The sequence below is a fragment of the Actinokineospora sp. NPDC051303 genome, assembly GCF_055586285.1.
In genome coordinates this window covers 120583-145406 of sequence record NZ_JBVJIN010000014.1, presented here as the reverse complement: position 1 = coordinate 145406, position 24824 = coordinate 120583, and the positions used below count along the sequence as shown (strand labels likewise).

15 protein-coding genes are annotated in these 24824 nt (G+C 71.1%); 10 read left to right on the top strand and 5 right to left on the bottom strand.

The features are described 5' to 3' along the window. Positions 1-3036 (top strand): type I polyketide synthase, encoded by a 3036-nt coding sequence (locus ACZ6SD_RS13870; protein WP_465317294.1) that lies wholly within the window; start codon positions 1-3, stop codon positions 3034-3036. A 37-nt stretch (positions 3037-3073) separates the two neighbouring features. Beyond that, the gene (locus ACZ6SD_RS13865) at positions 3074-9274 is read left to right on the top strand and encodes a thioester reductase domain-containing protein (protein ID WP_465317293.1); all 6201 of its coding nucleotides are present in this window, start codon (positions 3074-3076) and stop codon (positions 9272-9274) included. 156 nt (positions 9275-9430) lie between these two features. Here ACZ6SD_RS13865 and ACZ6SD_RS13860 read toward each other — a convergent pair whose 3' ends face one another. Both ACZ6SD_RS13860 and ACZ6SD_RS13855 read right to left on the bottom strand, forming a co-directional pair. Beyond that, entirely contained in the window at positions 9431-10036 is a 606-nt protein-coding gene (locus ACZ6SD_RS13860; RefSeq protein ID WP_465317300.1) for a maleylpyruvate isomerase N-terminal domain-containing protein, read from the bottom strand. Then, the gene (locus ACZ6SD_RS13855; protein WP_465317292.1) at positions 10033-11022 is read right to left on the bottom strand and encodes a sigma-70 family RNA polymerase sigma factor; all 990 of its coding nucleotides are present in this window, start codon (positions 11020-11022) and stop codon (positions 10033-10035) included. Before ACZ6SD_RS13855 ends, ACZ6SD_RS13860 begins: the two co-directional genes overlap by 4 nt. A 171-nt stretch (positions 11023-11193) precedes the next feature. On the opposite strand from ACZ6SD_RS13855, the gene ACZ6SD_RS13850 reads away from it, so the two are divergent. The 4 genes from ACZ6SD_RS13850 (at position 11194) to ACZ6SD_RS13835 (ending at position 16543) form a co-directional block, all read left to right on the top strand. Beyond that, on the top strand, positions 11194-12669 hold the full coding sequence (locus ACZ6SD_RS13850; protein ID WP_465317291.1) for an MFS transporter: 1476 nt from the start codon (positions 11194-11196) through the stop codon (positions 12667-12669). Positions 12670-12819: 150 nt separating this feature from the next. Beyond that, positions 12820-13275 (top strand): (2Fe-2S)-binding protein, encoded by a 456-nt coding sequence (locus ACZ6SD_RS13845; RefSeq protein WP_465317299.1) that lies wholly within the window; start codon positions 12820-12822, stop codon positions 13273-13275. Continuing rightward, the gene (locus tag ACZ6SD_RS13840) at positions 13272-14282 is read left to right on the top strand and encodes an FAD binding domain-containing protein (RefSeq protein WP_465317290.1); all 1011 of its coding nucleotides are present in this window, start codon (positions 13272-13274) and stop codon (positions 14280-14282) included. Before ACZ6SD_RS13845 ends, ACZ6SD_RS13840 begins: the two co-directional genes overlap by 4 nt. Continuing rightward, positions 14279-16543: a xanthine dehydrogenase family protein molybdopterin-binding subunit gene (locus tag ACZ6SD_RS13835; RefSeq protein WP_465317289.1), complete on the top strand. Its 2265-nt coding sequence runs from the start codon at positions 14279-14281 to the stop codon at positions 16541-16543. The genes ACZ6SD_RS13840 and ACZ6SD_RS13835 overlap by 4 nt, the downstream gene beginning before the upstream one ends. Before the next feature lie 43 nt (positions 16544-16586). Here the strand turns inward: ACZ6SD_RS13835 and ACZ6SD_RS13830 are convergent, their stop codons facing one another. Beyond that, complete coding sequence (locus tag ACZ6SD_RS13830; RefSeq protein ID WP_465317288.1) at positions 16587-17204, bottom strand: mycothiol-dependent nitroreductase Rv2466c family protein; 618 nt, start codon at positions 17202-17204, stop codon at positions 16587-16589. A gap of 223 nt (positions 17205-17427) precedes the next feature. Between ACZ6SD_RS13830 and ACZ6SD_RS13825 the strand changes: the two genes are divergently transcribed. Further along, on the top strand, positions 17428-17616 hold the full coding sequence (locus tag ACZ6SD_RS13825; protein WP_465317287.1) for a carboxyl transferase domain-containing protein: 189 nt from the start codon (positions 17428-17430) through the stop codon (positions 17614-17616). Positions 17617-18842: 1226 nt separating this feature from the next. On the opposite strand, the gene ACZ6SD_RS13820 is transcribed toward ACZ6SD_RS13825, so the two are convergent. After that, positions 18843-20405: a class I adenylate-forming enzyme family protein gene (locus tag ACZ6SD_RS13820; RefSeq protein WP_465317286.1), complete on the bottom strand. Its 1563-nt coding sequence runs from the start codon at positions 20403-20405 to the stop codon at positions 18843-18845. Between the two features lie 100 nt (positions 20406-20505). Next, positions 20506-21048 (bottom strand): SRPBCC family protein, encoded by a 543-nt coding sequence (locus ACZ6SD_RS13815; protein ID WP_465317285.1) that lies wholly within the window; start codon positions 21046-21048, stop codon positions 20506-20508. A 307-nt stretch (positions 21049-21355) separates the two neighbouring features. Between ACZ6SD_RS13815 and ACZ6SD_RS13810 the strand changes: the two genes are divergently transcribed. From ACZ6SD_RS13810 to ACZ6SD_RS13800, 3 genes are read left to right on the top strand one after another with little or no spacing between them, the layout of a single operon-like run. Continuing rightward, on the top strand, positions 21356-22126 hold the full coding sequence (locus ACZ6SD_RS13810; RefSeq protein WP_465317284.1) for a 2,3-dihydro-2,3-dihydroxybenzoate dehydrogenase: 771 nt from the start codon (positions 21356-21358) through the stop codon (positions 22124-22126). Between the two features lie 40 nt (positions 22127-22166). Beyond that, the gene (locus tag ACZ6SD_RS13805; RefSeq protein ID WP_465317283.1) at positions 22167-22838 is read left to right on the top strand and encodes an isochorismatase family protein; all 672 of its coding nucleotides are present in this window, start codon (positions 22167-22169) and stop codon (positions 22836-22838) included. Beyond that, positions 22835-24715 (top strand): anthranilate synthase family protein, encoded by a 1881-nt coding sequence (locus ACZ6SD_RS13800; protein WP_465317282.1) that lies wholly within the window; start codon positions 22835-22837, stop codon positions 24713-24715. Before ACZ6SD_RS13805 ends, ACZ6SD_RS13800 begins: the two co-directional genes overlap by 4 nt. Positions 24716-24824: the final 109 nt, after the last annotated feature.

The window sequence follows — 24824 nt, the reverse complement described above, 5'->3', positions numbered from 1 at the left end:
GTGGCTGCTGGGCGTGGGGTGAAGCGGTTGAGGGTGAGTCATGCGTTTCATTCGCCGCGTATGGATGCCATGCTTGAGGATTACCGGCGGGTGGCTGAGACTGTGACGTTCGCGCCGCCGCGGATTCCGTTGGTGTCGACGGTGACCGGCAAACTCGTCGTGGGCGATGTGCTCGGCGATCCCGGGTATTGGGTTGGGCAGGTGCGGCAGCCGGTCCGGTTCGCCGACGCCGTGCGGACCATGGCGGACCAAGGCGTGCGGACCTTCGTCGAACTCGGGCCCGACCGGGTGCTCTCGGCGCTGACCGGGGAGGTCCTGGACGACCCCGCCGTGGTCGCGCTGATGCGCAGGGGCGCCGCCGAGGCGCAGACCCTGGTCGCAGGCATCGCGGAGTTGCACGCCCACGGCGTCCCGGTCGACTGGCGGGCGTTCTTCGCCGGAACCGGCGCGAGCCGGACGCCGCTGCCCACCTACCCGTTCCGGCGCGAGACGTACTGGCTGGCCGCGGGCGCCTCGGCCGACGTGGCGGCCAACCCCACCGGTCACCCGCTATTGGGCGCGGCCGTGCCGGTCGCGGGCGGAGACGGGGTGCTGTTCACCAGCCGCTTGTCATCTCGCGTCCACCCGTGGCTCGCGGAGCACCCGACGGTGCCCGCCGCGGCGTTCGTGGAACTCGCCATCCGGGCGGGCGACGAGGTCGGCCTGAGCGTGCTCGACGACCTGTCGGTCACCGCGCCGCTCGGCGTCCCCGAGCACGGCGCGATCCACCTTCAAGCGGCACTCGGCCCGGTCGACGGGGACGGCGGGCGGACGATCACTGTGCACGCCAGGGCGGATGAGGACGGTGACTGGACCCTGCACGCCCAGGGCCGCCTGCGTGCGGAGGACCCGACCTTCTCGGTGCCGGAGCCGCCGCGGACCGCGGGCGACCTGGTCGAGTCCGCCGACGACGGCGCGGCGTTCGGTCTGCACCCGACGCTGCTGGACGCCGCCGTCCGCGCCGCCGCCCCCGCTGTGCACTTGGCGCCCACCCGCTGGCGGGGCGTGCGCCTGCACGCTGTCGGCGCTTCGGTCGTCCGGGTGCGGTCCACCGCCGCCGCGGACGGCGACGTCGCGGTCTGGCTCACCGATGAGTCCGGGCTGCCCGTCGCGACCGTCGAGGCCCTCACCTACGCGCGGCCACAGGACGGGCCGGTCACCGTGCCACGTTCCCTGTTCCGCCTCGACTGGTCCGCGTTGCCGCAGTCCGGTCCGGTCCCCGCCCTGCGCTGGGGCCTGCTGAGCGACACCGACTCGCCGGGACTGTCGGAGATGGACCGGTCGGCCACCGTGGCCGCGGTGGCCAAGTCCGCCGATGACATCGACGCCGTTCTGGTGCCTGCCATGGGCGGCACAGTTCGCCACGCGAGCCACGAGATGATCCCCGTCCTGCAGGAGTTGCTGGCCGACGATCGGCTCGCGGGCATCCCGTTGGTGATCATGACCAGCGGCGGGGTTGCGGTCGGCGGCGAGTCGCCGGACCTGGCCGCCGCCGCGGTGTGGGGGCTGGTGCGCTCCGCGCAGGCGGAGTCGCCCGGTCGGATCGTCCTGGTCGACACCGATGGACGCCCGCCGATGGCGGCGCTCGCCGCGCTTGTGGCGAGCGGCGAGCCGCAGGGCGCGATTCGTGGAGCCGCCGTGCTGGTGCCCAGACTGGCGCGCACTGAGCTTCCGCCGAACGTCTGGTCCCTGCCGTGGCGGCCGGGCGGCACCGTCCTGGTGACCGGTGGCACGGGGGCGCTCGGCGGAGCCGTCGCCCGGCACCTCGTCGCCGAGCACGGCGTCTCGCACCTGCTGCTGGTCGGCACGCGAGGACTCGCCGCGCCAGGGGCAGGCGACCTGCGCGACAGCCTCGTCGCCGCGGGCGCCGCGGTCACCGTCGCGGCGTGCGACGTGGCCGACCGCGACGCGCTGGCCGAGGTCATCGCCACAATTCCGGCCGCGCACCCGCTGACTGGCGTCGTCCACGCGGCGGGTGGATCTGACGACGGCGTGCTTTCGGCGATGACACCCGAGCGCGTGGACCGGGTGCTGGGACCCAAGGCCGAGGCGGCCTGGCACCTGCACGAGCTCACCAGGGACCTGGACCTGACAGCGTTCGTGCTGTTCTCCGCAGTGGCGGGCACGTTCGGCAGCGCGGGGCAGGCCAACCAGTCGGCCGCTTGCGCCGTCCTCGACGCGCTGGCCCAGCGGCGACGCGCCGAGGGACTGCCCGCCACCGCGATCGCCTGGGGTCCCTGGGAGACCGGGCAGAAGGCGGCCGATCGGCGCTTCGGTCGGGATGGCGCCGTGCCGATCACCCCAGAGGTCGGCATGGCGCTGCTCGACGCCGCACTGCGGCTCGGGGAGCCCGCGGTCACCGCGGCGCCGGTGGACTTGGCCGCGGTGCGGGCGAGCGGGCGGGTTCCACACTTGCTGCGCGGACTCATCCGGCTGCCCGCCCGGCGCGAGGTCCCGGCGGGCGGTCCGGCGGAGTCCTTCACCTTGGCCGACCGCGTCGCGGGCCTAACTGAGGCCGAGCAGCGGGCGCACGTCCTCGACGTGGTCCGCGCCGAGGTCGCGGCCGTGCTCGGCCGCGGTGACGCCGCCGCGATCGAGGCCGAGCACCCGTTCCAGGACCTGGGGTTCGACTCGCTCACCGCGGTCGAACTGCGCAACCGCCTCGGCGCCGCGGTCGGCCGCACACTGACCGCCACGGTGGTGTTCGACCATCCGACGCCCGCCGCGCTCACCGCCTACCTGCTCGCGGGTCTGGCGCCCGCGTCTGCCGGGCTGGTCGTGCTCGACGAGCTGGACCGACTGCAGGGGGCACTCGCCGCCGTCCCCGACGACGACGACGCCCGCGACACGATCGCCGCCCGCCTGCGCGCCATCGCCGCCCAGTGGCGGCAGGTCGAGTCGGCGCAAGCCGGGCCGGACCCGACCGCGCTCGAATCGGCCTCGACCGCCGAGATCCTCGCCTTCATCGACAACGAACTCGGCCGCGCCGCGAGCTGACCAGGCCCGCCGCGATCCGTGACACCGGAAGGAATCCATGTCCAACGAGGAGAAACTGGCCGAATACCTCAAGTGGGTGACGGCCGACCTGCAGAAGACCCGACACCGCCTCGCGGAGCTGGAATCCGCCGGGCAGGAGCCGATCGCGATCGTCGGCATGGCCTGCCGGTATCCCGGCGGCGTCCACTCGCCGGAGGACCTGTGGCGTCTGGTCTCCGAGGGCCGCGACGGCATCACCGAGTTCCCGGAAGACCGCGGCTGGGACACCGACGCCATCTACGACCCCGAGCCCGGCGTGCTGGGCAAGAGCTACACCAAGGAAGGCGGGTTCGTCGACGGAGCCACCGAGTTCGACGCGGAGTTCTTCGGCATCTCGCCGCGTGAGGCCCAGTCGATGGACCCGCAGCACCGGCTCATGTTGGAGACCGCGTGGGAGCTGTTCGAACGGGCGGGCATCGATCCGACTGGGCTGCGCGGCAGCAAGACCGGGGTGTTCGCGGGCGTGGCCGGGCAGACCTACCTCGGGCTGGAGGGCCCAAGGGAACTGGAGGGCTACCTCACCACCGGCAGGCTCGGCAGCGTCGCGTCCGGGCGCGTGTCGTACTTCTTCGGCTTCGAGGGGCCCGCGGTCACCATCGACACCGCGTGCTCGTCGTCGTTGGTCGCTTTGCACTTGGCCGCGCGATCGCTGCGCGAGGGCGAGTCGACGCTCGCGCTGGCAGGCGGCTCCACCGTCAACGGCGCGCCCGGCGGGTTCGTGGACTTCTCCCGGCAGCGCGGCCTGTCCGCCGACGGCCGATGCAAGTCCTTCGCCGCGGCCGCGGATGGCACCGGCTGGTCAGAAGGCGTCGGATTCGTGCTGCTGGAGCGGCTATCCGACGCCCGGCGCAACGGGCACCGGGTGCTCGCGCTGGTGCGCGGCAGCGCGATCAACCAGGACGGCGCTTCCAACGGCTTCACCGCGCCGAACGGCCCCTCACAGGAACGGGTCATCACCCAGGCCCTCGCCACGGCCGGGCTCACCACCTCGGACGTGGACGTGGTCGAGGCGCACGGGACCGGCACTCGGCTCGGCGACCCGATCGAGGCCAACGCGCTGCTGGCCACCTACGGGCGCAACCGGCCTGCGGACAGGCCGCTGTGGCTGGGCTCGCTCAAATCCAACATCGGCCACACGGTGGCGGCCGCAGGCGTGGGCGGCGTGATCAAGATGGTCATGGCGCTGCGGCACGCCGTGCTGCCCAAGACATTGCACGTGGACGCGCCCAACCCGTTTGTCGACTGGGCCAGCGGCGGGGTCGAACTGCTGACCGAGACCAGGCCGTGGCCATCGGTGGACCGGCCGAGACGCGCGGCGGTGTCCTCGTTCGGGGTCAGCGGGACCAACGCGCACACCATCCTTGAGCAGGCGCCCCCGGTCGACGCCCCGCCGCCGAATGCCACGGCGACGCCGGTGGTGCCCTGGATCCTCTCGGCGCGGACGGCCGAGGCGCTGGCCGCACGGGTGGCGGATCTCGCCGCCCACGTCGCAGAGTCGGCGGCGGACCCACTCGACGTCGGTCGCACCCTCGCCACCGGCCGCGCACACCTGGAGCACCGCGCCGCGGTGGTCGGGTCCGACCGGGACGCCCTGGTCGAGCGACTGCGGTCGGTGGTCCCGACCACGCCACGCGAGGGCAAGGTGGCGTTCCTGTTCACCGGCCAAGGCGCGCAGCGCGTCGGCATGGGCCGGGCGCTGTACGAGGGGTACCCGGTCTACGCGGCGGCGTTCGACGCGATCTGCGCCGAGTTCGACCCGCTGCTCGGGCGCTCGCTGCGCGGGGTCGTCTTCGACGACGCCGACCTGCTCGACCGCACCGACTTCACCCAGCCCGCCCTCTTCGCGATCGAGGTGGCGCTGTTCCGGCTGCTGGAGTCCTGGGGCGTGCGACCGGACCACGTCGCGGGCCACTCCATCGGCGAGATCTCGGCCGCGCACGTGGCGGGCATGCTGTCGCTGCCGGACGCCGCCCTGCTCGTCGCGGAGCGGGGCAGGCTGATGCAGGGACTGCGCGGCGACGGCGCGATGGTCGCGGTCGAGGCGACGGAGCAGGAGGTCGCGGCCCTGGTCGCCGGAATGGATGACCGGGTCTCGATCGCCGGGGTGAACGGCCCCACCTCGGTCGTGATCTCCGGCGACGAGGACGTGGTGCTTTCGGTCGTGTCGGATCTGGTCGCGCGTGCGCGGCGGACCAAGCGGCTGGAGGTGAGCCGAGCGTCGCACTCGCCGCACACCGACGCCATGCTCGACCCGTACCGCGAGGTCGCCGCGCGGGTGGCCTTCACCCGGCCCGCGATCCCGCTGGTGTCGACGCTGACCGGCCGCGTGGGCGACGACGACCTGCTGACCCCGGACTACTGGGCGCGGCAGGTGCGCGGCGCCGTCCGGTTTTCCGACACCGTGGCGACCCTGGTCGGGCTCGGCGTGCGGACCTTCGTCGAGGTCGGTCCGGACGCCGTGCTGTCCGGCCTGGTCGCCGGGTGCGTGGACGACGTCGAGACCATCGCGGTCTCGCGCAAGGACGACCAGGAGATCGAGACGCTCGTTGACGCGCTCGCGCGGCTGTTCACCGCGGGCGTCGCGGTGGACTGGAGCACGTTCTTCGCGGGCAGCGGCGGTCGATCCGTCGACCTGCCGACCTATCCGTTCCAACGCGAGCGGCATTGGATCGAGCCGAGACCGGACTCGGCCGCGGACGCCGCGCACCCGCTGCTGGGCGTTCCGCTCACTGTCGCGGGCGGCGAGGAGGTCTTCTTCACCGCCAAGCTGTCCGCGCGGACGCACCCCTGGTTGGCCGGGCGCCGGACCCTGCCTGCGGCCGCCTTCGTGGAACTGGCGGTGAGCGCTGGCGACGAGTTCGGCTGCACGGCGCTCGACGAGTTGAGCGTGGTCCCGTTGGCGCTGCCCGAGCGCGGTGCCGTGCACGTCCAGGTCCGGGTGAGTGCCCCGGACGGGGAGAACCGCCGCGCGGTCACCGTCCACGCCCGCCCGGACGATCCCGACGCCACTTGGTCCTCGCACGCGCGCGGCGTCCTGAGCCTGCGCGCGCCGAGCGGCCCGGCCGAGCAGGGGGAGTGGCCGCCGCCCGGCTCGACCCCGGTCGAGGGCGGCTGGCAACGCGGCGCGGAGGTGTTCACCGAGGTCGCGTTGCCGGAGCAGACCACGACGGACGGGTTCCGGCTGCATCCCGCGCTGCTCGACGCCGCCTTGCGCTCAGCCGTCGACGCGGACGTGACGCAATGGCACGGCGTGCGGGTGCTGGCCACCGGGGCGACCGCGCTGCGGGTGAGGCTCACCCGCTTGGACGCCGACACCTTCTCGGCGCGCCTGGACGACCTCTCCGGGCGACCCGTCGCCGTCGTGGACTCGCTGGCCGCCCGCCCGGTCGAGGCCGACGAACCCGACCAGGAGATCCGCGACTCGCTGTTCACCGTCGACTGGGTCCCGCTGGCCACGGCCACCACCGCCCCGGTCCGCTGGGGCGTGCTCGGCGAGCAGGCCGAACGCGGGCTCGACGCCGTGGTCCTGCCGTGGCAGGAGTCCGGACCGGTCCGTGACGGGGTGCACAGGGTGCTCGGCGTGCTCCGGGAGTGGTTGGCCGACGAGCGGTTCGCCGACAGCACGCTCGTCGTGGTCACCAGGGGCTCGGCGTCCGTCGGCGGCGAGGACGTCACCGACCTCGGCGCCGCCGCCGCGTGGGGGCTGCTCCGCTCCGCGCAGTCGGAGTACCCGGACCGCATCGTCCTGCTCGACACCGACACCGACACCCGCCGCCAGCCCGACGCCATCGCCGCGGTCCTCCCGTCGGTCTTGGCCGCGGGCGAACCCCAACTCGCGCTCCGGGCGGGCCGCCTGCTGGCGCCCCGGCTCGGCCGCGCGCCCGCCGGACCGTCCGGGTCCTGGGCGGGTGACGGCGCCGTCCTCATCACCGGCGGCACCGGCTCGCTGGGCGCGTTGTTCGCCCACCACCTCGTGCGTGAGCACGGCGTGTCGGACCTGCTGCTGTTGAGCAGGCGCGGCCCGGACGCCCCCGGCGCGGCCCGGTTGCGGGCAGACCTCGTTGAGGCGGGCGCCAGGGTCACCGTCGTTGCCTGCGACGCGGCGGACCGCGACGCGTTGGCCGCCGTGCTCGCCGAGCACCCGGTCAGCGCGATCGTGCACACGGCGGGCGTGTCCGACGACGGGGTCATCGACTCGCTGACCCCGCAGCAGGTCGACCGGGTGCTGCTGCCCAAGGTGGACGCGGCGTGGAACCTGCACGAGTTGACCATCGACCGGCCTCTGACGGCGTTCGTCCTGTTCTCCTCGATCGCGGGCGTCGTCGGCGGCCCGGGGCAGGGCAACTACGCCGCGGCCAACACGTTCCTGGACGCGCTCGCACGCCACCGGGTGGCCAACGGCCTGCCCGCGACGTCGGTCGCGTGGGGGCTGTGGGCTCAGGAGAGCGGGATGACCGGGCAGCTTGAGGACGCCGACCGCAAGCGGATCGCCCGCTCCGGCTTCCTCCTGGTGGAGACCGGGCGCGGCCCGGCGATGCTGGACGCCGCGGTCCGGCTCGGGCTGCCTGCGGTGGTGGCCACCCCGATGGACCTGGCGGTGCTGCGGGAACCGGGCGGACCGGTTCCAGTGCTGCTCAGCGCTCTGGCCCGCACCACCCCGCGTCGGGCGGCGGTCAACACCGCGACCGGCGGGGACGCGTTGGCCGCGAGCCTGGTGGCGCTGACCGAGGTGAAGCAGGCGGCGTTCGTGCTTGACCTGGTCCGCGCGGAGATCGCCGCGGTGCTCGGCCGCGCCGACGGGGCGGGCATCGACCCCGCCGCCCCACTGCTCGAACTGGGTTTCGACTCGCTCACCTCGGTCGAACTTCGCAATCGGCTCATCGCCGCGTCGGGGCTGCGGCTACCGGTGACCGTGGTGTTCGACCACCCCACGCCCGGCAGGCTCGCCGGGTACCTGCGCGACCGACTGCTGGCGGCGCTGCCCGAATCAGACGGCGAGACCGACTACGCCGCCGACAGTATGCTCGCCGACGACATCCAGCCAATCGAGCACAGCGGGCCAGGCGAACCCAGCGTCGTGACCGGCGGCCCCCGCGAGATCCTCCTCACCGGAGCCAGCGGCTTCGTGGGCGGGTTCCTGCTGCGCGACCTGATGCGCGCCACGACCGCGACCGTCCACTGCCTCGTGCGCGGCTCTGACACGGCGCACGCGCGGGAACGACTGCTGGAGAGCCTGCGCTGGTACAAGGTGCTCGACGAGGTGGATCTCGACCGGCTGTCCGTCGTGGCGGGCGACCTCGCCGAACCGCGGCTCGGCCTGACCGAGGCCGCGTTCGACAAACTGGCCGAGACCGTCGACGTGGTCTACCACGCGGGGGCCACAGTCAACTGGCTCTACCCGTACTCGGCGCTCAAGGCGGCGAACGTGACCGGCACCGAGGAGGTGCTGCGCCTAGCGGCGCGCCACCGCACGGTCCCGGTGCATCATGTGTCCACCACCGGCGTGTTCGCCGAGCCGGTCACCGATGGGGTGGCGCTGACCCCGCACGACCCCACCGGCCCGGCCGCGGCGCTGCCGAGCGGCTACCTGCGCAGCAAGTGGGTGGCCGAGCAACTCATCAGGCAGGCCCGCGAGCGCGGTCTGCCGGTTTCGGTGTACCGGGTCGACGTCGTCTCCGGGGACCAGCGCAACGGCGCCTGCCAGACCCGCGACTTCGTCTGGCTCAGCCTCAAGGGCCTGCTCCAGGCGGGCGCGGTCCCCGCGGGCGTCGGCGGGCGCTTCCATATGGTGCCCGCCGACTACGTGAGCGCGGCGATCGTCGCGCTGTCGGCGGACCCGGCCAACGCGGGGCGCACGTTCCACCTCTACAACGAGCGCCACGTCGGCTTCGGGGATCTCGCCGAGCACCTGCGCTCGTTCGGCTACCCGATCGAGGAGCAGCCCTACGCCGCCTGGCGCGAGTTGGTCACCTCGGACCGGGACAACCCGATGCTGCCGTTGCTGGAGGCCTTCGAGGCGCTCGCCGCCCCGGGCAGTGACGCCCGGCAGGCCGCCATCGACGTGCGGGAGACCGAACTGGCGCTCGCGGGCACCGGCATCATCTGCCCGCCCATCGACGGGGACCTGTTCGCCCGCTATATCGAGTTCTTCGTCGAGGCGGGCTATTTCCCCGCCGCACACCGGTTCGCCACCGTCTGAGCGGAGCCGATCACCAGTGTGGGCCCCGGTGCCCCGGGGCCCACACTGGTTCGAGGCCAGCGGCGTGGGGCGCGACCAAGCCCCACCTTCCCGCCCCGTGCTGGGGCGCGGGGGGCGGAGAGGTCGGGGGTGTTGGGGCGCGGTCGTGGCACGCCGCTAGCGGGACCGCCAGGCCGCGGGGTCGCGGCCGAGGAAGGCGACCAAGCGGTCACCCGGCAGGGCAGAGGTGATGCGGACCGGGGGAGCGAACAGCGCGTGCCGGGTGGCCCCGGTGACCATCAGCGGGGTCGCCCGCAGCAGGTCCAGCGCGAGTTCGTCGGGGATCGGCTGCGGATGCCCGCAGGACTGGGCCAGGTCCCAGCCGTGCACCGCGAGTTCCAGCGCGCCGGTGCCCGCGACCATCGCGGTGGAGACTGGCCAGTCGCCGACCGAGACCACGTCCTGCTCGGCCGTGCACAGCTCCGCGCAGGTGCGCAGCAGCCTGCACGCCATCGCCCGGAAGGTGCCGATGAGGTCGGTCTCGATCGAGCGCTCCTCGGACGCGGTCAGGCTCACACAGCCCGCGGTGATGCCCTGGTGCAGTGCGTCGAGCGAGTCGTTGACGTGGCGCAGCAGCATCTGGAGGTCCCAGTCGGCGCACGGCGTCGGCAGGCCGAGCATGCCGGGTGAGATCCGCTGGGCGGCGCCCAACGCGTACCCCAGCGCCCGTTTCAGCAGCCCGGTCCCGTCCAGGGACAGGGCCAGCGCGTCGACGGCGGTCACGTGCCGTCGCCGATGAGCGTGGCGGACAGGCCGAGCCGGGGAAACAGGGTCGGGTCCTGGTAGGAGACGATCCTGGCGATGCCGGACTCGGTGAGGGTGAGCACCTCCACCGAGTACGCCTGGTGCGTGCCGTCCTCGCCGAGCAGGTAGGTCGCGAACGCTGGCTTGCCCTCGAATGTGGTGCGCACCAGCTTGCAGGTGCCGAACGCGGGGCACTCGGTCGCCAGGAACCGGGTGATCTCCTCGCGGCCCGCAAGCCCGATCGGGTCCGGCGGAAGCTCGCAAATGGCGTCGTCGGTCAACAACTGCATGAGCAGGGTGAGGTCGGCGTTCTCGAAGGCCATCACGTACCGGTCGAGCAGGTCGCGCTGGCGCGGGTCGGCGGGCGCGGTGACCTCGTTGGCCGCGGGGGCCACCTGCGCGAGCTGGCCGCGGGCGCGCTGGAGCATGCTGTTGACCGCGGCGCTGGTCGTGCCGAGCAGTTCGGCCACCTCCGCTGCCCGCCAGTGCAGCACCTCGCGCAGGATCAGCACCGCGCGCTGCCGCGCGGGCAGGTGCTGCCACGCGGCGACCAGGGCCAGACGCATGTTCTCCCGCGAGAGCACCACCGCGGCGGGGTCTTGGGGCTCGGTGCCGAACAGCACATCGGTGATCGGCTGCAGCCAGGCCAGCTCCACCGCGGCGGGGACGGGCTCGCCCTCCGGCTCGGTGGACTGGCTGCCCAGCCCGCTGGGCAGTGGCCGCCTGCCTCTGGTCTCGATCGCGTTCAGGCAGGCGTTGGTGGCGATCCGGTACAGCCACGCGCGCAGCGACGAGCGCCCCTCGAAGTCGGTGTAGGAGCGCCAAGCCCGCAGATACGTCTCCTGCACCAGGTCTTCCGCGTCGTGCACCGAGCCGAGCATGCGGCAGCAGTGGGCCAGCAATTCGCGCCGGAACGGGTCGGTCAGCCTGGCGAAGTCCCCGCTGTCGGGCGCGGTGGCGATCACTGCGGCACCCGCGCGCCGCTGAGCGCGGTCAAGATGGGTTCTGTGCGGCACGTCATCACTGCTCCCCAGGTTCTTCGCTCGCTCGCCTTCCCCTATTGAGACAACCCGGGCGGGATGAACTCATCGGTCCGGGACCGATGAATTCCCGAGCGCCTGCCGGTCATGTTCAGTATGACTGAGTCAACACCGGACCTCTCCTCGAACAGGGCCGATCCGGCGGCCGGCACGCAGCCGGATCCTCGCCGGTGGAAAGCACTGGCGCTGCTGTGCACCGCGTTCTTCATGGTGGCCCTTGACGGCCAGATCGTGATCCTCGCCCTCCCGTCCATCCAGACTGACCTCGGCTTCACCGTCGCGGGCCTGCAGTGGGTGCTCAGCGCCTACCTGCTCAGCTTCGGCGGCCTGCTGATGCTCGGCGGCCGGGTCGCCGACCTGCTCGGACACCGGCGGCTGTTCATCGTCGGCATCGTGCTGTTCCTGACCTCGTCGCTGCTGTGCGGCCTCGCCTGGCACAGCGGCGTCCTGGTCGGCGCCCGCGTCCTGCAGGGCGTCTCGGCGGCGATCATGTCCCCGACCGCCCTCGCGCTGCTGATGACCACCTTCGACGAGGGCCCCGAGCGCAACCGGGCGCTCGCGATCTGGACCGGCACCGGCGCCTTCGGGGCCACCGCGGCCCTGTTGATCGGCGGCGTGCTCACCGATCTGCTCGGCTGGGAGTGGATCTTCTTCATCAACATCCCCATCGCGATCGTGCTGCTGCTGCTCGCCCCGGCCCTGCTGAAGGAGAGCAAGGGCTTCGTCGGCAGCCGCACCTTCGACGTGCCGGGCGCGATCACCAGCACCGCCGCGTTCGTCCTGCTCATCTTCGCCACGGTCGAGTCGTCGGCCTCGGGCTGGGGCAGCGGCCGCACGCTCGGCATGCTGGGCGGTACGGCCGTGCTGCTGATCGCCTTCGTGCTCATCGAGAAGCGTTCCGCGGCGCCGCTGGTGCCGCTGCGCATCTTCAAGTCGCGCGCCCTGGTCGGCGGCAACCTGATGATGATTTTGGTCGGAATGCTGCTGTTGGGCTTCAACGTGCTCGTCTCGCTGTACTCCCAGCAGGTCCTGCTCTACAGCGCGGTGGTGTTCGGCCTCGGCACGCTGGCCTACGCGCTGATGGACATCATCTCCGCCAACGTGGGCGGCAGCGTCGTCGGCAAACTTGGCTACCGCCCGGTCGCGCTCGGCGGCATGCTCCTGTTCGGCATCGGCTCCCTGCTGATGACCACGATCTCCCCGGACGGCACCTACTTCGGCGATTTGTTCTGGGGGCTGCTGCTGTTCGGCGCGGGCGTCGGAGCGTGCTTCGTGTCGGTCACGATCGCCGCGCTCAGCGGCATCTCCGATGACGACGCTGGTCTGGCGTCGGGCATCAACAGCGCCGCGTTCTGGATCGGGGGCGCGCTCGGCGCGGCCATCGTGTCCTCGGTCGCGGTGTCGTTCACCCCTGGTGAGGGCCCGGCCGCGCTGACCGAGGGTTTCCAGGCCGCGTTCTGGTCCTGCGTGGTCATCGCCGCGATCGGCGTGGTCATCGCTCTCGGCCTGTTCGCCCTGGGCAAGTCCGCTTCGGAGCACGCGGAGGTGGCAGTCCCGGCGGAGGCATCCTAGAACCGATGACGCAACGCCCGCCAGCGCCGGTCCACCCCGGCGCTGGCGGCTTGCCGTATTCCACGGCACACGACTGGGGAGCAAGCTTTGGACACTCTCGACCCGACCACGGAGTTACCAGCGCCCGACGAGCAGGTCGACGCCGTCGCGGTGAACCTCGCCGTCAACGGGACATCGCACACCGTCGCCGTCGACCCGAGGACCACCCTGCTGGACCTGCTGCGCGAGCGACTGGAGTTGACCGGCACCAAGGTCGGCTGCAACCAGGGCACCTGCGGCGCCTGCACGGTGCAGATCGACGGCCGCCGCGTGCTGTCCTGCCTGACGCTGGCCGTCACCGTCGACGGCCGCTCCGTCCGCACCATCGAGGGACTGACCGGCGCGAACGGCGAACTGCACCCGCTGCAGCAGGCATTCGTCGACTGGGACGCCCTGCAGTGCGGGTTCTGCACGCCGGGGCAGATCATGTCCGCGGAGGCGTGCGTCCGCGAGGGGCACGCCACCTCCGACGACGACGTCCGCGAGTACATGAGCGGCAACCTGTGTCGGTGCGCGGCCTACCCGAACATCGTCGCGGCTATCCGCTCCGTCGCGGAAGGGGTGTGACCGTGCGACCGTTCACCTACTCCAGAGCGGACACCGTTGCCGAGGCGCTCGCCGTCACCGGCCGAAGTGGCGCGATGGTCCTCGCGGGCGGCACGACGCTCGTCGACCTCATGCGGTCCAACGTGCTCGCCCCCGAGCACGTCGTGGACATCACCGGCGTGAAGGAACTCGACCACTTCGACACCTCCGGGGACACGCTGCGGTTCGGCGCGCTGGCCAAGATGGCGGACGTGGCCGACGACGCCACGCTCCGCACGCGGTACCCGGCTCTGGCCGAGAGCCTGCGCAGGGCCGCCTCCCAGCAGCTTCGCAACATGGCCACCATCGGCGGCAACCTGCTGCAGCGCACCCGCTGCGCCTACTTCCGGGACGGCACATCGGCGTGCAACAAGCGCGAGCCGGGGACCGGGTGCGCCGCGCTCAACGGGCCGCACCGCGAGCACGCGGTGTTCGGCGGCACCGAATCCTGCATCGCGGTCTATCCGGGGGACTTCGCCGTCGCGCTCGCCGCGTTCGGCGCCGATGTCGAACTGGTCTCCGCTGACGGCACGCGCACCCTCCCATTCGCCGAACTGCACCGCGACGTCGGCGACCGGCCCGACCTGGAGACCAACCTGCGCGAAGGGGAGATCGTGACAGCCGTGACCGTGCCCGTCACGCCCATGGTCCGCGGGTCGGCCTACGTCAAGGTCGCCGACCGGGCCGGATTCGCCTTCGCCATCGCCTCGGCGGCGGTGGGCCTGCGCGTCGAGGACGGCATCGTCGCCGAGGCCAGGGTCGGCCTCGGCGGGGTCGCCACCCGCCCCTGGCGCAGCCTCGCGGCGGAGGCCGAACTGGTTGGCGAGCCGTTCACCGCCGACACCGCGCTCGCCGCGGGCCGGGCGGCCTTCGCCGCAGCCGTTCCGCGCCGCGACAACGCGGTGAAGGTCGCGCTCGGGCCGAGGGTGGTCCAACAGGCGTGTGTGCTCGCCAACGCCGCCGCGGACAACAAGGGGGAACAGCGATGAGCCGGATCCTGGGCGAGCCCACGGTCCGCGCGGACGCGGTCGCGAAGGTGACCGGCGCCGCGCGGTACGCGGCCGACCACACCGTCGACGGCGTGCTGTATGCCGCGCTCACCACGAGCGTGGTCTCCCGCGGCCGGGTGACCGCCATCGATGTGCGTGCCGCGGAGCGGGTCCCCGGCGTGCGGCTGGTCCTCACCCACCGCAACCTCGACGGGCGGATCGGCGAGGGCCGGTTCCTCGTCCCGGTGCTGGGCGGGCAGTTCCAGACCAGCTTCAACCCGCTGGCCTCCGACGAGATTCGCTACGCGGGCCAGATCGTCGCGCTGACCGTGGCCGACACACCGGAAGCAGCCGAGCGGGCCGCCTCGCTCATCCGGATCGAGTGCGCGGCCGAGCCCGCGGTCGTCAACCTCGACGACGCGGCCGCCATCGGCGCGCACGCGATCGAACTGCACGGCGTCGAGGCAGGCGACGTGGCAGGCGAGCTGAGCCGGTCGGACGTGGTCATCGAGCAGGAGTACCGGACCTCGGTCAACCACCACAACCCGATCGAGTTGTTCAACGTCACCGCCATCGCCAAGCCGGACGGCACGCTGGAGGTGCACGTGCCGAGCCAGTGGGTCACCGGCGAGCGCTTCGCGCTGGCGAGCGTGCTCGGCATGGCTGAGGAAGACGTCCGCGTCGTCAATCCCTATGTGGGCGGCGGATTTGGCTGCAAGGGCGCGACCCTGTGGCACACCGTGTTCACCGCGGAGGCCTCGCGCAGGCTGGGCGCCCCGGTGAAGCTGTTCATCACCCGCAGGCAGATGTTCACCGTCGGCTCGTTCCGACCGGAGTCGCGCCACACGCTCAAGCTCGGTGCGACGCGCGAGGGCAGGATGACCGCCTACCAGCACGAAGTGGTGACGCAGTCGTCCAGGAGCGACGTCCTGGCTATGCCGGGAACCGACACCACCGCGCGCATGTACGCCTTCTCCGGCATCCGCACGCGGGAGAGCATCGTGCAGGTCGATGTGAACACCCCCGGATTCATGCGCGGTCCGCTGGAGTTCCCGCAGGAGTTCGCCCTGGAGAGCGCGATCGACGAACTTGCCGTCGCGCTCGGCATGGACCCGGTGCTGCTGCGGCTGCGCAACGAGCCGGACAAGGAGCCGGTGCACGGGCTGCCCTACAGCAGTCGGTCGCTTGTGCAGTGCTACCGGCGGGGCGCGGAGATCTTCGGCTGGGACGAGCGTGACCACGGCACCGCGTCGATGCGGGCTCCGAACGGCGATCTGGTTGGCTGGGGCTGCGCGAGCGCGAGCTACCCCGTGTTCGAGGGCGGCGTGTGCGACAGCAGGCTGACCCTGGGCGCCGACGGCAGGGCGCTGGTCGAGGTGGCGACCCAGGACCTGGGCACGGGCACCTACACCTCGCTCGCGCAGATCGCCGCGGCAGCGGTCGGGCTGCGCGGCGACGAGGTGCGGGTGGCGCTCGGCGACAGCGATCTGCCGCGCGGGTTGGCGACCGCGGCCTCGTCCACGACCGCCACGGTCGGCTCCGCTGTCCACGGCGCGGGCCTGCGGCTGCGCGAGCAGGTGATCGAGGCGGCGGCACGCCACCTCGGCGTCGACCCGGCCGCGGTCACCGTCGCCGACGGCGTCGCGCGGGCGTCCGGCGGTGGCGAGGTGTCGGTGGCCGCGGTCGTGGCCGCGACACCCGGGCGCGTGCTGACCGTCGAGCACCGCTACATCCCACCCAACCTGCCGCCGCAATTGGCCAGGGCGGCGCTGGAGGACGGCGCGTTCACCATCACCGGACCGATGGGTCCGGACCACGTGGTGTTCAGCTATGGGGCGAACTTCGTCGAGGTCCGGGTCGATCCGGTCACCCGGCGCGTCCGGCTGGGCCGGATGGTCGGCGTGTTCGGCGTCGGCAAGGTGATCAACCCGCGGATCACCCGCAGCCTGCTGATGGGCGGGATGATCTGGGCGGCGGGCCACGCGCTGATGGAGAAGACGGTGGTCGACCCCGCCCGCGCCCGATTCGTCAACACCGACCTCGGCGGCTACCACATCGCCGCGAACGCGGACATCCCCGAAGTCGTGGTAGAGACCGTCGAGGAAACCGATGACCTGGTGAACGCCCTTGGCGCCAAGGGTGGCGTGGGGGAGATGGGGATCGTGGGCATGCCCGCCGCCATCGCCAACGCGGTGCACCACGCGACGGGGGTCCGGGTGCGTCGGGTCCCGATCCTGATCGATGACCTGCTCGGAGCCTGACCCCGGGGAGCGGCGGGTTCGGCTCGCCGCTCCCCGGGAGCGCTCACTGGATGATTGGCGGCCGGGTGCGGCTCCGCTTGAGCTCGAAGAACCCGTCGGTGCCCGCGACGAGCAGCAGGCCGTCGTAGAGCTTGCCCGCGTCCTCACCGCGCGGGATCGGCGAGACGACGGGACCGAAGAAGGCGATGCCGCGCACGGAGATGATCGGGGTGCCGACCTCGTAGCCGACCCGGCCCATCCCGTCGTGGTGCGAGGCCCACAGGGCACCGTCATAGTCCTCGACGTCGGCGGCGTCGGCCAGGTCGGCGGGCAGGCCCGCCTCGTCGAGGGACTCCAGGATCGCGGTTCGGTCGAGCATCCGGCCCTGGTGCTGGAACCGCGTGCCGAACGCGGTGTAGAGCGGTCCGAGGACCTTGTTGCCGTGGATCTGCTCCGCGGCGATGGCCACCCGGGAGGGACCCCAGCCCTGCCGCACGATCTCCTGGTGCTCGGCGGGCAGATCGCGGCCCTCGTTGAGCACCGACCAGCTCATCACATGCCACCTCGGCTCGACCGGCCGGATGCGTTCGACCTCCAGCAGCCACCGGGAGGCGATCCACGACCACGGGCACAGCGGGTCGAACCAGAAGTCGACCGGCACCCGTTCGGACACTGACGCCATCTCAGGATCTCCAATCCATCAAGCAGCTTGTGCAGTTATGACCGTCGGTGACCGCGAATCTCATCGTCGTGGACGGGTGAGCTTCGTTCCTGGACGGTGACAGCGGTGATCAACCGAGACCACGCACTGTGAGGAGCACCTTGATGACCTCCATGACGATTCGTGACGCGGTCTCCCATGAGCTCGACTTCCGCGATCCGCGGGTCCGTCTGGCCCAGTTGCGATGTCTCCGGCGGGTCGGGTGTTCGTGACGGGCCCGGATGTGGTGCGCGGTGTGACCGGGGAGTTGATCGATCAGAAGGGGTTGTGCGGGGCGGAGGCGCACGGGCGCAAGTCTGGTGGGGTGCATGTGGTGGTCGATGACGAGCTGGACGTGTACGTGTGGGCGCGGCGGATAACGAGGTTGTTGTAGTCTATAAAGGACACTGCTGAATCGGGCGCCCAACTGCACCCGAAGTCGAAACCGCCCGGGAACTCCTGCCGCTCCCTCACCATGCAGCTCGGTCAACTGGCGCTCGGCCTCGTCGTGCTCGGTGAACCACTGCCGCCGCCAACGCCAGCACCATCGTCATCACCGCGCCTGTCCCCGCCCACTGCCAACACCGTGCGGATCATCTCCAACCGCCCGTCGGGGTTTGCGCATCAGCAGCGCCTAAACACCACCACCGCGATAGCGGCGGCCACCACCGGCAACACAATCACCAGCACCGGCCGCGACCAACCCGGACCGTCACCCCGCCTGCTCGCCATGCTGTGATCATCGCCGCCCCCGCCTGTCCCGCTCCTTGGCCTCGCCCGCTTGGCAGGGCGGCGCCGTCCGCGGCCGACCGCCGTGACAACGGCTGACCAACTCCCGCTCGGGTGCCCGCTTCCGATGGAAGCTGACCCGACATACCCGCACGGGGATCACGGCGTAGAGCTCGATCTTCGATGTCGGCATCGGTGCTCGGATTCCCGACTAAGGATCGCTAGCCGACGACCGCACTCACAGCGCTGCGTCCGGGCTCTCCCATGAGTGTTCGGCTTTGCCCTGAGGACCGTAGTTGTCGCAGATCAGGTAGAGCTTCCCGGCGGGGAAGCGGCGGCGAAGTCGCTTATCGAAGTCGGGGAACTGCCGCCAACGTTTGCGGTCGCGGACAGATCACCCGTCCGTCGGCGGGCGAGTGGTTGAGGGACAACGCCGCGAACCGGGGTCATTGAACGCGTGGATCACCTCCCACGCTCACCCTTCCGTCGCGGCGACCATCACCGCCGTCTCACCCGCGGGACCGGCCCTGCGCCGACGCCAGCACGATTGCGGGCCGCCGCAGCCGTAGCACCGCGGGCCAATCTCGTGATCTTGACCAGCCGCTGCGCCTCCGCTGGCTCCAACGACCGCGTGAACGCCTCCGGCTGACGTGCCACCAGCCTCACCCCCGCGATCAATCGAGTAACCCGGCCGCCGCTCGGCGCGAGTCGCCGGTCAAGTGCGCAAGGTGCTCAGCAAGTCAATTGCTTAGGGCAGATCATGATGAAGCAGGCGCTGGTGGATCGGCGCCGCCCGCCCAGCGGTCCACTGAGGACCGAACTCGGCGAGCGGCACCGTCCCTGCGTGTCATGGCAGCGGTGGAATGTCTCCATTCCGCAGGCCGGTCATGCTCACGCGTCGCCGCTCCTGGCCAACAGCCGGGCCAGTTCGAGCCGCTTGATCTTTTCGGTCGCCGTATGCGGAAGTTCGCCGAGTTTGCGATGCACCGGTTCGCGCATGGGGGGCAATCCGGCCGCGGCCGCGCGCCATGCGGTCAAGTCCAGCGGTTGGTCATCGCGGGTGCACACCACCGGCAGCGGGGCCCCGTCCGCGCTTTGCACGATCACCACCTCGGTGAGCTGCGGCATACGCGCCAGCAGGGTGTCCTCGGCGGCGAGCGTGCTGCCGAAGCCCTCGATGAGGTCGACCTCGCGGTCGAGCAGGTGCAGGCAACCCCATTTGGTCCGGTAGCCGACATCACCCATCCGCCACCAGTCGCCGTCGACCATGCGGTCGTAGCGCTCCTGCTCGCCGAGGTAGGTCACCGCGCGGCCGTCACTGCGGACCTCGATGTAGCCGGGAGACTCCTTTGTGGGTGGTCTGCCGTCGCGACTCACCACCCGCACGCTGGTCATGCCGGGGAAGGGGATGCCGACGCAGCGTCCATCGGAGTCCTTGGGCCGCCGTGCGGTGTAGGAACGGGCGACGATTGGCCCGGTCTCGCTCTGGCCGTAAAGCTGGGCGAAGATGGGGAACCGGCGTCGTGAGGCGGCCAGCAGTCGGTCGATGGTGCGTGGGTGGATGGCGTCGAAGGTGCTGCTGAAGTACTTGACGCCCGCGAAGGGCTCTCGGGGGTCGTCCGCGAGCGGCTCCCAGCCCATGAACGAGTTGGGGTGTGCCTCGATGATCCCCGGCCGGAAGGTGCGGAACAGGTCCCCAACCCTGTCCTGGTCGGGATCAGACAGCACAAGCACCGGGAAGCCGCGCATCAGCGCCAATGTGAGCGCACTGTACATACGGGAGTGCACGAACGAGACGTGGATGGCGACAGTCTCGCGTTTGGGCACCATGGCCACTCCGACCGCCTGCGGCCGGTACCGCGCCTGCAGGCTGCGCCGGGTGTGCACGGCCATCTTGGGAATCCCGGTGGTGCCGGAGGTGTGGGTGACCAGCGCCGGGTGGTCGGCGGGCATGACCACCGGCTCCACCGATGGGGCGCCGTCATACGCCCGCAATGGCCGCGCCGCTGGGTGTTCCCCCTCGCCGACCAGAATGAGGGTCGATGCCTGCAACTCGGCGGGCAACTCGGCGTCGAGTTTGGCACGGTCGGTCACCAGGTGAGGCTGGTCGGCGCGGCGCACCAACTCAGCCGCGGTCTTCCCGTCGAGGTGCGGGGAGAGCAATACCGGGACGGCCCCGATCCGGGCGACCGCGCAGGCGAGCAGCACGATGTCGAAGTTGTTCGACTTGTACACGACCACCCGCTGGCCGGGGCGCACGGAAGCGGCCCACAGCCGGGCGGACAGATCGGCGACGATCTCGGCGAGTTCAGCGACAGTCAGTCTCCGGCCGCGATCGGCGGCGACGTCGAGGTCGTGGTCGATGATCACGGGAGTGGTCGGATGCTTGGCAGCCGCCCGGTCGAATAACTCTCCCAGCCGCATGCCGCGGTTGCCGATACGCTGCAAAAACATTGGAAGTCCCCAGGTCGTGAGTTCAATGATGGCGGACGAGCGAGACAGCCCGATCGGGCGCCGCGCGGCCCGCTTCGCATGCCAGTGGTGATCCTCGGGCTCAGGGCCGCTCAGCGATGTCCTTGACCCTGGCGAGGGTGACGGCGAGGTCGCCGCGCACCTTGTCCGCCCACTCGGCGAAGAAGCGCTGCTCCGCGGCGGCGTCCATCTCGGCGGTGATGCCCCTGATGCCCTCGGTGGGGGCGCCCATGTGGAAGCTGTGCGCGAGCACGCTGCCACCAGCGGCCTCGGTGATGTCGAAGGCCCACACACTTTCCTGCCTGCGGCCCGCACTGTCCAACATGGACCAGCGGAACGAGCGGCCAGGCTCAGCGGTGATCACCTCGGCGCGGGTGTGCCATTCGCCGCGCACGACCGGAGCCCAGGCGACCACGTCCTGGGCGCGTTGGTTGCGGCCGAGGAACACCGAGCCCTTTTCACCGGGGCGGCCGGAGATCCACTCGCCCCCTCGGCACTCCGGACTCCACTCGCCCGAGCGGGGAAGGTCGCTGATGATGGCGTACAGCGCCAGCGGATCACGCGCTATGGGCAGGTCGGCCCGCAAGACGAATAACGGCTTCTTCTCGATTTCCTGACTCCCCATGCTCTCATCGTGCTGGACTTGATCGGCCCCGGGCAACCAGGCTTACCCGAACGGCGCAACGGCTTTCCGTCCCGAGTGACGGGACTCGGGCGGTTGACACCCAAGATGGCGATGCGTACATTGTCGGATGAATTCGCGGGATGTCCACTTTTTGGCATGCCAAGCGAAACTGGGGCTGAGGCTTTCGATTGTGCGCTTTGTCACACCGGGCTGTTCGGGATTTCTATGCCCGAATGGCAGGTGCTGCTTAGCGCGCGGCGCATTACGCGGGGCGCGCATTCTCGCGAGGGGGAACAATCTAATGGACATGCGTGGTCGGAGCGCGCTGGTGACCGGCGCCGCGGGTGGGATCGGCGCGGAGGTGGCCGCCGCGCTCGCCCGGCGAGGGGTGGCGGTCGCCGCCGTCGACCGGGACGCCGAGCGGTTGCGGGCTGAGGTGGACACCTTCACCCAGGCAGGTCTCGCCTTGACCGCCTTCCCCGCCGACGTCTCGTGCGGGCGGTCGGTCGAGGATGTCGTAGAGCGGGCCGAGCGGACGCTCGGCCCGCTGGAGTTTCTGGTCAACGCTGCGGGTGTGCTGCGACCAGGCCCGGCAAGCGCGATCACCGACCAGGAGTGGCGCGACACCTTCGCGGTCAACGTGGACGGGGTCTTCCACGTCTGCCGCGCGCTGGCCCCGCGCATGGTCGAGCGCGGACGCGGCGCGATCGTCACCGTGGCCTCGAACGCGGCGGCCACCCCGCGCGCGGGCATGGCCGCCTACGCCGCCTCGAAGGCCGCGGCCACCATGTACACCAAATGCCTGGGCCTGGAACTGGCCCGGCACGGCATCCGGTGCAACGTGGTGGCCCCAGGCTCCACCGACACCCCGATGCTGCGGCAACTGTGGACCGACGCGAACGGCAGGCGCGAAACGCTGGTGGGGGCGTTGGAGAAGTTCCGCGTCGGTATCCCGCTGGGCAAGCTGGCCAAGCCCGCCGATATCGCCGACGCAGTGGTCTTCCTGCTATCCGACCAGGCTTCGCACATCACGATGCACGACCTCACCGTCGACGGCGGCGCCACCCTCGGCGTCTGACCTGTCGTCTGGAGAACTCCCACAAGGGCAGGAGAACAAGGTGCTGACCGATTTCGCCGATATCACACCGTATCCGATGCCAGGCGCCGACAGCGTGCCGCGCAACACCGCGGACTGGGAGCCGAACCCGCGCCGGGCTGTCTTGCTGATCCACGACATGCAGCGGTACTTCTTGAGCCCGTTTCCGGAGTCGGCCGAGCCGGGCGGATCGTTGCTGCGCAACGCCACCCGGCTGCGGAAGACCTGCGCACGCTTAGGCGTCCCGGTTGCCTACACAGCGCAACCGGGACGGATGACCGAGGCCGACCGGGGCCTACTCAAGGACTTCTGGGGCGCGGGCATGCGGAGCGTGCCAGAGGACCGTGAAATCGTGGCCCCACTGCGGCCCGCCGAAGGCGACTGGGTGCTCACCAAGTGGCGCTACAGCGCCTTCTATCGCAGCGACCTGCTGGAGCGGATGCGCCGCTGTGGCCGCGACCAACTGATCCTCTGCGGAGTCTATGCCCACGTGGGCGTCCTCATGACCGCCTGCGACGCGTTCACCTACGACATCCAGGCTTTTCTGGCCGCCGACGCGGTAGCCGACTTCAGCGCTGCCGAGCACCGCATGGCCCTGGAATACGCCGCGGCCAGGTGCGCGTTCGTCGGGACCACCGACCGCCTCACCGACGCGCTCGCGTCGCAAGCGCTCGTCGTGGAGGCGGCGGGATGAACGCACTGCTGGAGCAGGTGCTCGCCGCCGACCCGCCGTCATTCGCACTGCTGCACCGCCCGGAGACGGCGGGCCCCGGCGTGGTGGACGTGCTTGTCGGCGATGTCGCGACGGCGCCAACCCTGGCTGACATCGCGCTCCCGGTCCCGGACGGGCCCGCACGCCACGACGTCCTCGTTCTCGTCCCCTACCGGCAGATCGCGGAGCGCGGGTACGCCAACGCGGAGGACGGCAGCCCCCTGCTCACGCTGTCCGTGCGCGAGCAAGCGACACTGCCGGTCAGCGAGGTGCTGGCTCAGGTGCCGGACAAGCCCATCACCCTGGCGGGCAGGCACTACGACTTGGACGACGAGCAGTATTCCAGGTTGGCCGAGCGCATCCTCGACGAGGAGATCGCCGCGGGCGCGGGCGCCAACTTCGTCCTCAAACGCCGCTTCGTCGCCGAGGTCACCGACTACTCCGCGGCCTCCGCCCTGGCGTTCTTCCGGCGGCTGCTGCACGCCGAGTCCGGCGCCTACTGGACATTCATCGTGCACACCGGCGACCGCACTTTCGTCGGCGCGAGCCCTGAGCGGCATGTCAGTGTCCTCGACGGTCGCGCCGTCATGAACCCGATCAGCGGCACCTATCGCTACCCGGCGACCGGTCCCAGCTTGGACGACGTGTTGCGGTTCATCGCCGATCGCAAGGAGTCCGACGAGCTCTACATGGTCGTGGACGAGGAACTGAAGATGATGGCGAGGATCTGCCCGGATGGCGGGCGGGTCGTCGGACCGTTCCTCAAGGAGATGACTCGCCTCGCTCACACCGAGTACCTGATCGAGGGTCGGACTGCCTGCGATCCCCGGCATATCCTGCGTGAGACGATGTTCGCGCCGACCGTTGTCGGCAGCCCGCTGGAAAGCGCGAGCAGGGTCATCGACCGGTACGAGCCGGACGGGCGTGGCTACTACAGCGGCGTGGTGGCCCTGCTGGGCCGCGACGGCAGGGGCGGGCACGCGCTGGACTCGGCGATCCTCATCCGCACGGCCGAGATCGACCGCGCGGGCCATCTGCGGATCGCCGTCGGCGCCACCCTGGTCAGGCACTCCGACCCCGGTTCGGAGGCCGAAGAGACCAGGGCGAAGGCCGCGGGACTGCTCGCGGCGCTGGACAGAACTCCGGCGATCGGGTTCGCCCAGCATCCCGCGGTCCACCGCGCTCTGGCCGGGCGCAACGATCGGATCTCACGGTTCTGGCTGGCCAGGGAGTCCGATCGGGCGGTGAGCTCGTCGCAGCTCATGGGCAAGCGGGTGCTGGTGGTCGACGCCGAGGACACGTTCACCGCGATGATCGCCTGTCAGCTGCGGTCCGCTGGCCTGTCGGTGACGGTGACCAGGTTCGACCATAACTACGGCATGGACGGCTACGACCTGGTCCTGATGGGCCCGGGGCCTGGTGACCCGCGCAGGCGGGAAGATCCCAAGATCGCGCACTTGGTCGCGGCAATCACCCGGCTGCTCGCCGAGCGGCGCCCCTTCCTGGCTGTCTGCCTGAGCCACCAAGTGCTCTGCGCGCTGCTTGGGCTGGACCTAGTGCCCCTCACCCCGCCGAACCAAGGCGTGAGCAAGGAGATCGACCTGTTCAACCGCCGAGTGCGGGTCGGCTTCTACAACAGCTTCGCGGCCAAGTCCGCGGTGGACGTGCTCGACGGCCCGGACGGCGAGGTGGCCATCAGCCGCGACCCGGTCACCGGTGAGGTGCACGCGCTGAGCGGACCGACGTTCCAATCGGTGCAATTCCACGCCGAATCGGTGCTTACCGAGGACGGCGCGGCCATGCTGCGAGATTTGGCGGGCGCGCTCCTGCGGCCCAATCTGGTCCAGTCGACCGCATGAGGAATGTCTCCCCGGGCGAGGCGATAAGAGCACACTCGCTCCGCCCGGGGAGACCCCGGGAATCGGCGACATCGATCGCTCGCGGAAAAAGGCGACGCTCGGCGATTAC

What these genes read in the sequence shown, in the direction of transcription:
- ACZ6SD_RS13815 (WP_465317285.1), bottom strand. Translation starts at nt 21,048, where the DNA reads ATGGGGAGTCAGGAAATCGAGAAGAAGCCGTTATTCGTCTTGCGGGCC.
- ACZ6SD_RS13800 (WP_465317282.1), top strand. Translation starts at nt 22,835, where the DNA reads ATGAACGCACTGCTGGAGCAGGTGCTCGCCGCCGACCCGCCGTCATTC.
- ACZ6SD_RS13850 (WP_465317291.1), top strand. Translation starts at nt 11,194, where the DNA reads ATGACTGAGTCAACACCGGACCTCTCCTCGAACAGGGCCGATCCGGCG.
- ACZ6SD_RS13820 (WP_465317286.1), bottom strand. Translation starts at nt 20,405, where the DNA reads ATGTTTTTGCAGCGTATCGGCAACCGCGGCATGCGGCTGGGAGAGTTA.
- ACZ6SD_RS13835 (WP_465317289.1), top strand. Translation starts at nt 14,279, where the DNA reads ATGAGCCGGATCCTGGGCGAGCCCACGGTCCGCGCGGACGCGGTCGCG.
- ACZ6SD_RS13825 (WP_465317287.1), top strand. Translation starts at nt 17,428, where the DNA reads ATGTCTCCGGCGGGTCGGGTGTTCGTGACGGGCCCGGATGTGGTGCGC.
- ACZ6SD_RS13810 (WP_465317284.1), top strand. Translation starts at nt 21,356, where the DNA reads ATGCGTGGTCGGAGCGCGCTGGTGACCGGCGCCGCGGGTGGGATCGGC.
- ACZ6SD_RS13865 (WP_465317293.1), top strand. Translation starts at nt 3,074, where the DNA reads ATGTCCAACGAGGAGAAACTGGCCGAATACCTCAAGTGGGTGACGGCC.
- ACZ6SD_RS13830 (WP_465317288.1), bottom strand. Translation starts at nt 17,204, where the DNA reads ATGGCGTCAGTGTCCGAACGGGTGCCGGTCGACTTCTGGTTCGACCCG.